The sequence below is a fragment of the Streptomyces sp. RPA4-2 genome (assembly GCF_012273515.2).
GTDB lineage: Bacteria > Actinomycetota > Actinomycetes > Streptomycetales > Streptomycetaceae > Streptomyces > Streptomyces kaempferi.
This window is the reverse complement of sequence record NZ_CP050975.2, coordinates 4,359,560-4,371,226: the sequence shown is the minus strand read 5'-3', so window position 1 is coordinate 4,371,226 and position 11,667 is coordinate 4,359,560. Positions and strand designations below refer to the sequence as shown.

General features: G+C 70.6%; 16 protein-coding genes. 14 read left to right on the top strand and 2 right to left on the bottom strand.

The genetic code is table 11. The features are described 5' to 3' along the window. Nucleotides 1-115 precede the first annotated feature (115 nt). The 5 genes from HEP85_RS19030 (at nt 116) to HEP85_RS19010 (ending at nt 2,866) form a co-directional block, all read left to right on the top strand. A complete protein-coding gene (locus HEP85_RS19030; RefSeq protein ID WP_168528808.1) occupies nt 116-862 on the top strand; it encodes a DUF2993 domain-containing protein in 747 nt (248 codons plus the stop codon). A 240-nt stretch (nt 863-1,102) separates the two neighbouring features. Further along, on the top strand, nt 1,103-1,183 hold the full coding sequence (locus tag HEP85_RS19025) for a putative leader peptide (protein ID WP_350310325.1): 81 nt from the start codon (nt 1,103-1,105) through the stop codon (nt 1,181-1,183). A 141-nt stretch (nt 1,184-1,324) separates the two neighbouring features. Further along, nucleotides 1,325-2,164 carry a sulfurtransferase gene (locus tag HEP85_RS19020; RefSeq protein WP_168528807.1) on the top strand — a complete coding sequence of 280 codons (840 nt, stop codon included), beginning with the start codon at nt 1,325-1,327 and terminating at the stop codon, nt 2,162-2,164. 30 nt (nt 2,165-2,194) lie between these two features. After that, nucleotides 2,195-2,482, top strand: a complete 288-nt coding sequence (locus HEP85_RS19015; protein WP_054232391.1) for a DUF1416 domain-containing protein — start codon at nt 2,195-2,197, stop codon at nt 2,480-2,482. Nucleotides 2,483-2,605: 123 nt separating this feature from the next. Then, nucleotides 2,606-2,866: a DUF3099 domain-containing protein gene (locus HEP85_RS19010; protein ID WP_168528806.1), complete on the top strand. Its 261-nt coding sequence runs from the start codon at nt 2,606-2,608 to the stop codon at nt 2,864-2,866. Between the two features lie 40 nt (nt 2,867-2,906). Here HEP85_RS19010 and HEP85_RS19005 read toward each other — a convergent pair whose 3' ends face one another. Then, nucleotides 2,907-3,269 carry a DsrE family protein gene (locus HEP85_RS19005; protein ID WP_168528805.1) on the bottom strand — a complete coding sequence of 121 codons (363 nt, stop codon included), beginning with the start codon at nt 3,267-3,269 and terminating at the stop codon, nt 2,907-2,909. Between the two features lie 318 nt (nt 3,270-3,587). On the opposite strand from HEP85_RS19005, the gene HEP85_RS19000 reads away from it, so the two are divergent. The 7 genes from HEP85_RS19000 (at nt 3,588) to HEP85_RS18970 (ending at nt 8,911) form a co-directional block, all read left to right on the top strand. Continuing rightward, nucleotides 3,588-4,247: a hypothetical protein gene (locus HEP85_RS19000; RefSeq protein WP_369657763.1), complete on the top strand. Its 660-nt coding sequence runs from the start codon at nt 3,588-3,590 to the stop codon at nt 4,245-4,247. Between the two features lie 92 nt (nt 4,248-4,339). Next, nucleotides 4,340-5,158: a hypothetical protein gene (locus HEP85_RS18995; RefSeq protein WP_168528804.1), complete on the top strand. Its 819-nt coding sequence runs from the start codon at nt 4,340-4,342 to the stop codon at nt 5,156-5,158. Beyond that, nucleotides 5,155-6,096 (top strand): hypothetical protein, encoded by a 942-nt coding sequence (locus tag HEP85_RS18990; RefSeq protein ID WP_248001995.1) that lies wholly within the window; start codon nt 5,155-5,157, stop codon nt 6,094-6,096. The genes HEP85_RS18995 and HEP85_RS18990 overlap by 4 nt, the downstream gene beginning before the upstream one ends. 246 nt (nt 6,097-6,342) lie before the next feature. Continuing rightward, complete coding sequence (locus tag HEP85_RS18985) at nt 6,343-6,918, top strand: FABP family protein (RefSeq protein ID WP_168528803.1); 576 nt, start codon at nt 6,343-6,345, stop codon at nt 6,916-6,918. A gap of 95 nt (nt 6,919-7,013) precedes the next feature. After that, complete coding sequence (locus tag HEP85_RS18980; RefSeq protein ID WP_365217422.1) at nt 7,014-7,418, top strand: response regulator; 405 nt, start codon at nt 7,014-7,016, stop codon at nt 7,416-7,418. A gap of 10 nt (nt 7,419-7,428) precedes the next feature. Then, entirely contained in the window at nt 7,429-7,851 is a 423-nt protein-coding gene (locus HEP85_RS18975; RefSeq protein ID WP_153289849.1) for a Fur family transcriptional regulator, read from the top strand. A 94-nt stretch (nt 7,852-7,945) separates the two neighbouring features. Next, the gene (locus HEP85_RS18970; protein ID WP_168528801.1) at nt 7,946-8,911 is read left to right on the top strand and encodes a folate-binding protein YgfZ; all 966 of its coding nucleotides are present in this window, start codon (nt 7,946-7,948) and stop codon (nt 8,909-8,911) included. 72 nt (nt 8,912-8,983) lie between these two features. On the opposite strand, the gene dtd is transcribed toward HEP85_RS18970, so the two are convergent. Next, nucleotides 8,984-9,409: a D-aminoacyl-tRNA deacylase gene (dtd, locus tag HEP85_RS18965; protein WP_168528800.1), complete on the bottom strand. Its 426-nt coding sequence runs from the start codon at nt 9,407-9,409 to the stop codon at nt 8,984-8,986. Nucleotides 9,410-9,634: 225 nt separating this feature from the next. Here dtd and HEP85_RS18960 point away from each other — a divergent pair, with 225 nt between their 5' ends. After that, entirely contained in the window at nt 9,635-10,366 is a 732-nt protein-coding gene (locus HEP85_RS18960; RefSeq protein WP_168528799.1) for an AmfC protein, read from the top strand. A gap of 165 nt (nt 10,367-10,531) precedes the next feature. Beyond that, the gene (locus HEP85_RS18955) at nt 10,532-11,617 is read left to right on the top strand and encodes an asparaginase (RefSeq protein WP_168528798.1); all 1,086 of its coding nucleotides are present in this window, start codon (nt 10,532-10,534) and stop codon (nt 11,615-11,617) included. Nucleotides 11,618-11,667: the final 50 nt, after the last annotated feature.

The following is an 11,667-nucleotide window of genomic DNA, read 5'->3' as shown; positions in this document are numbered from 1 at the left end:
CAGGTGATCGACAACCGCTTCGAAGGGCCCCTGCGCGGGGCCCTTCGGAGTTAGGTTCGCGCTGGACGGCCATTGTCGGCCGCCCGGACCCGGTCTAGGTGAGGGAACCCCGAGCATGCGCGCACTGCGAATAATTCTGGTCGTCACCGTCATCCTCGGCGGGCTGTTCGTGATCGCGGACCGCGTGGCGGTCGGCTTCGCGGAGAACAAGGCGGCGGACCGGATCAGGAGCTCCGAGGGACTCGCCGGCACCCCCGACGTGTCCATCGAGGGCTTCCCCTTCCTCACCCAGGTGGCCGGCGGCGAGCTCGACGACGTGAAGATCGGCATCAAGGACTACGAGGCGTCGGCGGAGGGCGCCAAGGGCGCCGCGGGCGGCACCATCCGCATCGACGCCCTGAACGCCGAGATGCACGGCGTCCGCTTCAACGGCGACTACAGCTCCGCCACCGCGAACAGCGCCTCCGGCTCCGCGACCGTGTCCTACGCCGAGCTGCTCAAGGCCGCCAAGGCCCAGCCCACGGAGGTCGCCCCCGCGGTCACGGCCCAGGTCGTCGGGCTCTCCGACGGCGGGAACGGCAAGATCAAGGTCGAGATCACGGCCACCGTCCTCGGCAAGAAACTGCGGCCGGTCTCCGTGCTGAGCTCCGTCACCGTCGTCGGGGGCAACACGGTCAAGGTGCGCGCGGACGGGCTGCCCAAGCTGGGAGTGGATCTCGTCGAGGGCCGGATCCGCACGGTCACCGACTTCGAGCAGAAGATCGACGGGCTGCCGGGCGGCATCAAGCTCGACAGGATCGAGGCGGCCGCGAACGGCGTGGCCATCTCGGTGAAGGGTTCGGACGTCAAGCTGGTCGGGTAGGACGGTTGACGGCTCCCGCCGGGGCCGCGGTTCCGGCGGCGGTCGGAGCGCGCGTGTCCGAAAGGCGAGACAGGCCCGTCCGTACGACAGATGCGCGGCGGACGCGATGCCGGACGCCGGGGCCCGGAGAACGGGCGGGAGTGGTCTTGATGGTCAACTCATCCCACATCCCGGACGATCCCGTCTCATGATGCGACACACCGGTGACATGTCCGGCTGTCCGTCCCTACGATCGGACCCATGAAGCGACAGGCGGACCTCACGAAGCGGCGGGCAGTAGACCTGTGCCGCGTCGCCGCCATGCTCTGTCGCACCTTCTAGCGGGGGCGTTCGCCCATCCGCCCTGCCCTGGCCCTTCTTCGCCAGGGACCCCCGTGCGCGCCGCGCAGCCGAGACAGGCCCGACCGCGCACCCTCTCCCTAACGCACCGCCCCGCCGCAACTGCCCCGGAGGAGAAAGAGCATGAGCCGCAGCGACGTCCTGGTAGACGCCGACTGGGTCCAGGCACACCTGGACGACCCGAGCGTGGCCATCGTCGAGGTCGACGAGGACACGTCCGCGTACGAGAAGAACCACATCACCAACGCGATCCGGATCGACTGGACCAAGGACCTCCAGGACCCGGTCCGCCGTGACTTCATCGATCAGGAGGGCTTCGAGAAGCTCCTGTCGTCGAAGGGCATCGCCAACGACACGCTGGTCGTCCTCTACGGCGGCAACAACAACTGGTTCGCGTCCTACGCCTACTGGTACTTCAAGCTCTACGGCCACGAGAACGTGAAGCTCCTCGACGGCGGCCGCAAGAAGTGGGAGCTCGACTCCCGCGACCTGGTCGACGAGGTGCCCGAGCGCGCCGCGACCGACTACAAGGCCAAGGCCCAGAACACGGCGATCCGCGCCTTCCGTGACGACGTGATCGCCGCGATCGGCTCGCAGAACCTGGTCGACGTCCGTTCGCCCGACGAGTTCAGCGGCAAGCTGCTCGCCCCGGCGCACCTTCCGCAGGAGCAGTCGCAGCGTCCGGGCCACGTCCCGAGCGCCCGCAACATCCCCTGGTCGAAGAACGCCAACGACGACGGCACCTTCAAGTCGGACGACGAGCTCAAGGAGCTCTACACCGACGAGCAGGTCGACCTCGCCAAGGACACGATCGCGTACTGCCGCATCGGTGAGCGTTCCGCGCTCACCTGGTTCGTGCTGCACGAGCTGCTCGGCGTGGAGAACGTCAAGAACTACGACGGCTCCTGGACCGAGTACGGCTCCCTGGTCGGCGTCCCGATCGAGCTCGGCGCCAACAAGTAATCCCCAAGGCCAGAAGGACGGAATCGAAATATGTGTGGAGCGAAGGCCGGCGGCCCCGACGCCTCGACGATCAAGCCCGGTGAGACCACCATCCAGGGCCAGGTGACCCGCGACGGCGAGCCCGTCACCGGTTACGTGCGTCTGCTGGACTCGACCGGCGAGTTCACCGCGGAGGTCCCCACCTCCGCGACGGGCCAGTTCCGCTTCTACGCGGCCGAGGGCACGTGGACCGTACGCGCCCTGGTGCCCGGCGGCACCGCGGACCGCACGGTCGTCGCCCAGACAGGCGGCCTCGCCGAGGTCGCCATCGCCGTCTGACGGCACCCGCAGGATCTTGAACGGCCGAAGGGCCGCACCCCGGGTCGAACGCTCGGGGTGCGGCCCTTCGGTATGCCCGCACGGTCCCGCGCCGGACCGCTTCCGTGGACCTACTCTGGACGTATGTACGCACGACGGCGGCACGTGTACTTCGCCATGATGGGGACGTGCATCGGTCTCTTCGTCCTGGCCTGGGGAGTCGTGCGGATCTGGTCGATTCCCGCGGCCGTGGGGATGTGTGTGGTGGCGATGGTGATCCCGCCGGTGGCCGCGATGGTGGCCAACCGGCGTGGCCCCGAGGACCGCTGGTGGGACGACCCGTCGGGGGATCCCAAGTCCGACGAGTGGTGGGACGAACTGGACGGGAAGAAGCGACGGCCGTAGCGGCCCCGCGCCCCTCTGCCCCCGACCGGCCGGCGCGATCTCAGTAGACGAGCGCCTGCGTCTCGTCGGCCATGGCCTCCTGGACGAACACCTGGGCGCCCGCGATGCGCACGCCCTCCAGCACGTCCTTCTCCGCGATGTCCCGGCGGGCCGCGCACTGCGTGCACAGCGTGATGCGGCCCGCCGCGAGGATCGAGTCGATCAGACCGGGCAGCGCAGCCGCGTGCGGAAGCTCGAACTCGGCGGCCCGGCCCGGCAGGGCGAACCACGCGGACTCCCCGGTCAGCCAGAGGGAGACATCGACGCCACTGGCCACGGCCACCGCCGCCACCGTGAACGCCTGTGAGCAGCGCTCCGGGGCGTCGGACCCCGCCGTCACCTTGATCAGGAGCTTCTTCGCCATGGATGCATCGTAGTCGGCGGAGTCCGAATCGTGATCAAGGCCCTTACAACCCCGTGGGTCATCCACGGGTCTCCTGTGCGCGCGGATACGGAATCCGCGCTTCGCGTTCCGTGGGGGGACGAGTTGGAAGTCGATGCAGTACCCGAAACATCCGAGGCGGCCGACGCACCTGGGGAAAGACCCCCAGCGCCGCAGCCGCTCGACCAGACGTCCGGGCAGACGCCCGAGCACGTACCTGACGCGCCTGTCGAGTCCGGCGTACCCGGCCCGCGTCGGCGTCGTCGTGGGCGTACGACCCTTCTGATCGCCACGGCCGCCGTGCTGGGGCTGGTCGCCGGCACCTGTGCCGGCTATCTGATCCAGGCCGACCGGGAGCCCACCGGGCTGCCGTCGCTCTCGCAGCCCGTGGTCGCCCAGGCGCGGGGAGCGGCGCCCGAGCCCCTGTCGGCCGCGCAGGACCACCGGGTGAAGACCGACGGAGACCTGCGCAAGCTGCTGCTGAAGCGGCCGAAGGGCGCGCGGGAGGCCGAGTGGATCGGCAGCGACGGCTGGATGGACATCGGCGAGTACGCGGAGTCGTTCACCAAGCCGGCCGGCGCCTTCAAGGACCTGGTCGCCGACGAGTTCCGGCGCGCGGCAGTGACGGGCTGGAAGCAGGGCAGCGCCGGCACCGTGGAAGTCAGGCTCCTCCAGTACCGCCAGGAGGAGAAACTCGCCGCCGGGGAAGCGTCCGACAACGGCCAGTACTGGGCGGACGAGGAGAGTGGCACGCGCAGCTGGGCCATTCCCGGCACGGGGAACGGCATGGTGTACGTCCACAGCAAGCCGGACACGCATCCCGGCTACCTGCCGGTCTACGGGGCGGAAGCGCAGGCCTGGCGCGGCGACATCGCCATGGAGATCTGGATCTACGACAGCAAGCCGATCCCGAAGGCGACGATCATGGACCTGGCCAAGCGGCAGATGGAGCGGCTGTGAACGAGCAACCGGCGAACCCGTCGGACACGGGGACCGTCCCGGCGCCCGCCACGCCTGAGTCCACCGTCACGCCCGAGCCCACGGTCACTGGCGTGCCTGAGCCGGCGGCGCCGGAGCCCTCCGCCGAGCCCGGGCCGAGCGCGCCCGAGCCCGCTCCGGCCAGGAAGCGCGTACGTCGTGGCCGTGTCGCCGGTGCCGTCCTGCTCGTCGGGGCCGTCGTCGCGGGCAGCGCCTACACCGTGGTGACCGTCCAGGACGCCGACCGGGACCCCGGCGCGCCCACCTGGACCTTCCCCAAGGCCGCGCACGACGCCAGAACGGCGAAGGGGCCCGCGGGGCTCGCCGCCATGCTCGTGCCGTACGGCACCGACGGCTGGAGCCGGGGACCCGACATCGCCGAGTTCGGCAACGAGGCCTCGCTCAGCGGTCCCGAGGCCGCCGCCCTGCGCAAGGAGTCGCTGCGCGAGCTGCCCCGCACCCAGCGGCGGCAGATGGAGAAGAGCATCGACAAGCAGCACACCAAGGGCATCGCGATGCGCAGCTACCTCAGCACCGACAACGCGACGGACTCCACGCTCTACGCGGACAGGGCCTTCACCGTGAGCATCGAGCTGGCCCAGATCGAGGACAGGTCCGCGGTCCGGAACATGTCGACGTTCCAGAACGAGTTCTTCGACGCCCTCAAGATCTTCCGCGCGGGGCCGAAGATCGAGGGCCACAAGAACGCGAAGTGCTTCCTGCCGCCCAAGGACAAGAAGGAGAAGCTCGACGCGATGGTCTGCTCCGCCTATCAGGGCGACGTACTGGTCAGCGCCACCGCGTACGGGGCCAAGCCACTGAACACCAAGGGCGTCGCGATGCTGCTGCGCGAGCAGCTCGACCGCATCGCCGAGCCGGGGGAGGCGGTATGACCGAGCAGACGACGTCCGTCGAGGAGCAGGACCCCTTGCTGCCCGCACCTCGACCGGCGGACAAGCCCCTCGCCGAGCCGCCCGTCGAGCCGGCGGCCGAGTCGCCGGCCGAAGCACCGGCCGAGTCGGCTGCCGAACCGCCGGTCGTCGCGCCCGCCGAACCGCCGGTGAAGAAGGACCGCCGCGTCCTGCGCGCCGTCCTGCGCTGGACGGCCGCCGCCGTGGTGTTCGCCGCGGTCGGCACCTCGGCCGCGTACGGCATCACCCGGATGGAGCGGACCGACGTCCCGGGGCTGGCGACGGAGTCGGACGGTCGCTGGGACTACCCGGAGATCACCATGCCGCCGCTGCCCGAGGACAGTCCACGCCCGTTCGACGACGCGAACAAGGCCGGCACCCACTACGCCGACCTGCGCAGACTCGTACTGCCCGCTCCGAAGGGCGCGAAGGCCGACGCGGCACTGCGCGGCGAGGACGGCTGGCTGGCGACGAAGACCTTCCTGGCGGAGTACGCCTCCAAGGACGACCGGGAGACCGTCGGACAGCTGCTGACCGACAACGGGCTGCGGAACATCGCCGCGCGCGGCTGGCGTACACCGGACGGCACGCACACGCGGATCTACCTGCTGCACTTCGGCACCGCGGCCGTCGTGGACGAACTCGGCACCGTCGCTCTGACCTCCTACGACAGCCCGAAATACGCGATGCGCGGCGCCGCGGCGATGTCCAGGGACGACGAGTTCCCCGACCGCGCCGGGATCGACGACGTCGTGCGGACGGCGTACACCGAGACCAAGCCGTACGGCGCCGAGCACGTCCGCGAGGCGTACCTCACGGCCGGGGACACCCTCGCCGTGATCGTGCAGTCCCGCGAGGGCGTCGCGAAGGCCGTCCCGTTCCAGCAGACGGTGGTCCTGCAGAGCCAGCTGCTCGGCTGAGCCGCCAGGGTGCACCTCGCAGAGAGAGCCGGGCCCCGCACGACTAGAGTGGGGTCCGGTTCTCGTACCGCCTGTCACCGCCCACCACCGCGTCACCCGAGGAGCACCCCGTGCTTGAGGCATTCTTCGAAGCCCTGCTGGTTCTGGTCTGCGTCGGCGTTCTGGCCTTCGCCGGGCTGACCGTGAAGAAGCTGTACCAGGGCCAGCGCTGACCCCGCCTCTGACGTCGACGACGAAAAGCTGCTCATGATCGAGATCCCGTCCGACCTCCACAAGGACCTGCTCCCCCTCGCCTTCCTGCTCGGCGACTGGGCCGGCGCGGGTGTCCACGAATTCCCCGGCTCCGAGAAGTGCAACTTCGGGCAGGAGGTCACCTTCAGCCACGACGGGCGCGACTTCCTCGAGTACCACTCGCACACCTGGGTGCTCGACGCCGACGGGAACAAGGTCCGGCCGCTGGAGTCCGAGTCGGGCTTCTGGCGCATCGACCCCCGCCGCAAGGTCGAGGTCGTCATGACCCGCGACGACGGTGTCGTCGAGATCTGGTACGGCGACCTGGCCGACAAGAAGCCGCAGATCGACCTGGTCACGGACGCGGTGGCGCGAACGGCCGCGTCCGGTCCGTACACCGGCGGCAAGCGTCTGTACGGCTATGTGAAGAGCGACCTCATGTGGGTCGGCGAGAAGCAGACCCCCGAGGTCGAGCTGCGCCCCTACATGTCCGCGCACCTGAAGAAGGTCGTCACCCCGGAGGACGTCGAGCGCTGGGCCAAGGCCCTCCCGGACGACATGCCGGACGACGGGATCGCGTTCTTCAAGTAGGCCCGCCGTCGGTCGCGGCGTCGGTCGCGACTCTCTCAAGCGATGTACAGGGAAAGTTCACGCTTCTCTGATGTGGGGCCGGTAACTCTACGAGGGTGACCGGCCCCACTTTCGTTCCCGAAGTGCCCCCGAACCCACCCGTACCCGTACCCGCGCCTGCCGCCGCGCCTGCTCCCGTACCGGCTCCGGTACCCGCGGCCGCTCCCGCCCGGGTGCTCGTCGTCGACGACGAGCAGGACGTCCGCGAGCTGCTCACCGAGACCTTCCGGCTGGCGGGCTTCGCCGTCACCGCGGTCGGTACCGGCGTCGCCGCGCTGAACACCGCGTACGCCGAGACCCCCGACCTCGTGGTGCTCGACGTACGCCTCCCGGACTTCGACGGCGCGGACGTCGCCCGCCTCCTGCGCGACGGCGGCCGCGAGGTCCCGGTGGTCCTCCTCCCCAAGCCCTTCAGCCTGGAGAACGTCGTGACCCGCGTCAGAGAGATCCTGGCCGCCTAGACTGGGCGGCGTGGTAGGCACCGACTGGAAGAGCGATCTGCGGCAGCGCGGTTACCGGCTGACTCCGCAGCGGCAGCTTGTGCTCGAAGCCGTGGACACGCTGGAGCACGCGACCCCGGACGACATCCTGGTCGAAGTGCGCAAAACGGCTTCCGGTGTCAACATCTCGACGGTCTACAGAACGCTGGAGCTGCTCGAGGAGCTGGACCTGGTCAGCCACGCGCACCTCGGGCACGGCGCGCCGACGTACCACCTGGCCGACCGCCATCACCACATCCACCTGGTGTGCCGGGACTGTACGAACGTCATCGAGGCCGACATCTCGGTCGCCGCGGAGTTCACCGCGAAGCTCCGCGACACCTTCGGCTTCGAGACGGACATGAAGCACTTCGCGATCTTCGGCCGCTGCGAGGACTGCGCGGCCAAGAAGTAGGAGCCGGGCGCGGTGGCCGGCAGGGAGCAGGAAGCACGGCTTCCGGGAAATGAGAAATAAATTCGGCGGCTGCCGGGTCGTAGGCTGTGTGGATATGAAGAGCCCCCTCCTGGCACTGCCCGGCGCGGTCCCCGCCGAGGGCGTGGACGAAGACGTCGCCGCCCACTACGGCGACCTGTTCCGTGAACAGCGCGCCCTCGCCGACGGCACCGGCTTCGTGGATCTCTCGCACCGCGGCGTCGTCGCCGTCACCGGCGAGGACCGGCTGAGCTGGCTGCACCTGCTGCTCACCCAGCACGTCACGGACCTCCCGGTGGGGCGTGCCACCGAGGCGCTGATCCTCTCCGCGCACGGCCACATCGAACACGCGCTGTACCTCGTGGACGACGGCACCACGACCTGGGCCCACGTGGAGCCCGGCACCCAGGACGCGCTGATCGCGTACCTGGAGTCCATGAAGTTCTTCTACCGTGCCGAAGTCGCCGACCGCACGGGCGACTTCGCGGTCGTGCACCTGCCCGCCGGTTCGATCGCCGAGGTCCCCGAGGGCGTCGTCGTCCGCGAGACGCCGTACGGGCGTGATCTCCTCCTGCCGCGCACGGACCTGGAGTCGTACGCGGAGAAGGCCGGTCCGGCCGCCGGGCTGCTCGCGTACGAGGCGCTGCGCGTCGAGCACCACCGCCCGCGGCTCGGCTTCGAGACCGACCACCGCACCATCCCGCACGAGCTGGGCTGGATCGGCAGCGCCGTGCATCTGCAGAAGGGCTGCTACCGGGGCCAGGAGACGGTGGCCCGGGTGCAGAACCTGGGCAAGCCCCCGCGTCGGCTGGTCTTCCTGCACCTGGACGGCAGCGAGGTCCACCTCCCGCCGCACGGCGCCGAACTCCGCCTGGCGGGCGACGGCCCCGACGGCCGGAAGATCGGGTTCATCACCACCGCCGTACGGCATCACGAGCTCGGCCCGATCGCGCTGGCGCTGGTGAAGCGGAACGTACCGCTCGACGCGCCGCTGCTCGCGGACAACACGGCCGCGGCGCAGGAGGTCGTCGTCGAGCCGTAGCCGGCACTGGTCATGCGTCACCCGTCGACGGCCGTCACCCGTCGGCGGGCGCCCGTCACCCGTCGGCGGTCGTCACATGTCGACGACGACGGTGAACGGGCCGTCGTTGGTGAGGGAGACGCGCATCCGGGCGCCGAAACGGCCCGTCGCCACCGTCGCGCCCAGTGCGCGGAGCTGGGCGACGACCTCGTCGACGAGGGGCTCGGCGACATCGCCGGGCGCCGCCGCGTTCCAGGTGGGGCGGCGGCCCTTACGCGCGTCGCCGTACAGCGTGAACTGGCTGATCACGAGCAGCGGCGCGTCGACGTCGCTGCACGACTTCTCGTCGTCCAGCATGCGGATCGACCAGAGTTTGCGGGCCAGTTGGGCCGCCTTCTCCTTGGTGTCGTCGTGCGTGACGCCGACGAGCACGCACAGGCCCTCGCCGTCGATCGCCCCGACCGTCTCGCCGTCCACGACGACGCTCGCGCCGTCCACCCTCTGCACCACCGCACGCATGGAGACCATCATGCCGTGCGCGGCGAAGACCGCTTCGGAGGGTCCGGCGAAGTCCTCCGGAGGTCCCCGGAGCGCCCTTTGGGGTTTCTTTTTTTATCCTTAACCCCCCATCTAGGTCTGATCAGGGGCACTCGGTCACATAGCGTCCACTTGGGGTGGCACGATGCGTGTGTTGCGGTGCAACCGTGGGGTGGACCGCGCCGGTTGAGGGGACGGAAGAGGCACATGAGCACACCGAGTACCGGGCAGCCGCCCGGAGTCGTGTCATTGACCCGGACGAATCCACGGACGGGAGGCGGTCGCGCGGGAGCCCACCGCCCTCCCGCGCAGCGCACCGACAGTCCGCTGCCCCCGGACTCGCCCCAGCCCGATCTGACCCTGCTGCGGCTGCCCGAACTGCGGACCCTGCGGCGCGACGCCCAGCGCGACGAGGCCGACCTCAGCTATGTGCGACGGCTGCTCCAGGGCCGTATCGACATCCTGCGGGCGGAGCTCGCGCGACGTGGGGGCCTGCGGGCGCCCGGCGCGGATGTGGGGGGCCCAGGAGGATCGTCCGATTCCCCATCCCCATCCCCATCCGCGTCCACATCGGCGTCCTCGGCTTCGGCCGCCGGGCGCGGGGCGGCGGGGGAGCCCTCGGTCGTCGACCGGCTCCCGGAGATCCTGACGGACGCGCCGGCCCGGCACCGATCCTCGGCCCGCCATGTGACGGTGGGCACACCGCGCGGTGAGGAGTACCGCCGGCTCGCCTCCGACATGCTCTCCGAGGTGGAGCTGTCGGACCTGGAGGCCCGTACGGACGAGGAGCTGGTCGAGGGAATGGGGCGGCTGGTGCGCTACGAGCAGCAGGTCTCCCGGCGCCGCCAGCGGCTGCAGCGGACGGCCGACGATTGCAGCGCCGAGATCGCCCGCAGGTACCGTGATGGGGAAGCACAAGTAGACGACCTGCTCATGTGACGCGGTGGCCCCCGGCGATCCCGGGGGTGTGCGGTGGTCGCTGCGGCCGCACCGGGAACGGCCCGGGGACGCGGTCGCGGCGCTCGGCCGGCGGCATCCGGGACATCCCCGGTGCGGCGTCCCGGTCCGATCACGCGCGGGTCCCGTCCCGGAAGGCCACCGCCGATGTCCGCCGCCCCCGCAGACCCCTCCATACCCCCGTCGTCTCCCTCGATCGCCTCGGTCTCCTCGGTCCCGCGGGTCCACTCGGAGGCCACGGCCGGTGAGGCCCGCCAAGCGCTCCGGGCCCCACAGCCGGTCCGGACTCCTCCGGGCCTTCCCGTTCTGGCCGAGGTCGTCCGTTCGGGATTCGTCGAGGGGCACCATCGGGGCAGCCTGGTGGTGCTGGCCGCGGACGGGTCGGTCGAATGGGCGCTCGGCGACGTGGACACACCGGTCTTTCCGCGTTCGTCGAACAAACCGATGCAGGCGGCCGGGGTGCTGCGGGCCGGCCTCGACCTGACCGGTGAACGGCTGGCCCTCGCCGCCGCCAGCCACTCCGGGGAGACCTTCCACCTCGATCTCGTGCGGAAGATGCTGGACGAGCACGGGCTGAGCGCCGAGCTGTTGCAGTGCCCGCCGGACCTGCCGCTGGACCCGGTGGAGGCGGAGACCTATCTCGCCGCCGGCGGTGTGCGCGACCGGGTCACCATGAACTGTTCCGGCAAGCACACGGCGATGCTGGCCGTGTGCGCGCAGCGGGGCTGGCCGCTGGAGTCCTACCTCGACCCCGGTCACCCCCTTCAGCAGCTCATCCACACCGTGGTCGAGGAGGCGGCGGGGGAGCCGGTGGCGGCGGTCGGTACGGACGGGTGCGGGGCGCCGCTGATGGCTCTCACCCTCACCGGGCTGGCGCGGGCGTTCCGCTCCTTCGTCGCCGCCGCGCCGGGTTCCGCGGAGCGGCGGGTGGCCGATGCGATGCGGGCCCATCCCGAGTACGTCGCCGGTACGCGGCGGCCCGACACGTGGCTGATGCGGGAGGTGCCCGGGGTGCTGTCCAAGATGGGTGCGGAGGCCGTCCAGGCGGTGGCCCTGCCCGACGGCCGTGCCTTCGCCTTCAAGATCGACGACGGTGGTGGCCGGGCGCTGGGTCCCGTCCTGGCGCGCACGCTGGCCCGGGTGGGTCTGGACGCGCCGGTCGTGTCGAGGATCGGACGCGCTCCGCTGATGGGCGGGAGCGCGGAGGTCGGCGAGATCCGCGCCACGTTCTGACCGAGGCGGGTTTCTTCGCCGCCGCCGCCCCTACCCGACCCATCCCCGGG

What these genes read in the sequence shown, in the direction of transcription:
- HEP85_RS19015 (WP_054232391.1), top strand. Translation starts at nt 2,195, where the DNA reads ATGTGTGGAGCGAAGGCCGGCGGCCCCGACGCCTCGACGATCAAGCCC.
- HEP85_RS19025 (WP_350310325.1), top strand. Translation starts at nt 1,103, where the DNA reads ATGAAGCGACAGGCGGACCTCACGAAGCGGCGGGCAGTAGACCTGTGC.
- dtd (WP_168528800.1), bottom strand. Translation starts at nt 9,409, where the DNA reads ATGCGTGCGGTGGTGCAGAGGGTGGACGGCGCGAGCGTCGTCGTGGAC.
- HEP85_RS18955 (WP_168528798.1), top strand. Translation starts at nt 10,532, where the DNA reads ATGTCCGCCGCCCCCGCAGACCCCTCCATACCCCCGTCGTCTCCCTCG.
- HEP85_RS18970 (WP_168528801.1), top strand. Translation starts at nt 7,946, where the DNA reads ATGAAGAGCCCCCTCCTGGCACTGCCCGGCGCGGTCCCCGCCGAGGGC.
- HEP85_RS19020 (WP_168528807.1), top strand. Translation starts at nt 1,325, where the DNA reads ATGAGCCGCAGCGACGTCCTGGTAGACGCCGACTGGGTCCAGGCACAC.
- HEP85_RS19030 (WP_168528808.1), top strand. Translation starts at nt 116, where the DNA reads ATGCGCGCACTGCGAATAATTCTGGTCGTCACCGTCATCCTCGGCGGG.
- HEP85_RS18985 (WP_168528803.1), top strand. Translation starts at nt 6,343, where the DNA reads ATGATCGAGATCCCGTCCGACCTCCACAAGGACCTGCTCCCCCTCGCC.
- HEP85_RS18990 (WP_248001995.1), top strand. Translation starts at nt 5,155, where the DNA reads ATGACCGAGCAGACGACGTCCGTCGAGGAGCAGGACCCCTTGCTGCCC.
- HEP85_RS18960 (WP_168528799.1), top strand. Translation starts at nt 9,635, where the DNA reads ATGAGCACACCGAGTACCGGGCAGCCGCCCGGAGTCGTGTCATTGACC.
- HEP85_RS19010 (WP_168528806.1), top strand. Translation starts at nt 2,606, where the DNA reads ATGTACGCACGACGGCGGCACGTGTACTTCGCCATGATGGGGACGTGC.
- HEP85_RS19005 (WP_168528805.1), bottom strand. Translation starts at nt 3,269, where the DNA reads ATGGCGAAGAAGCTCCTGATCAAGGTGACGGCGGGGTCCGACGCCCCG.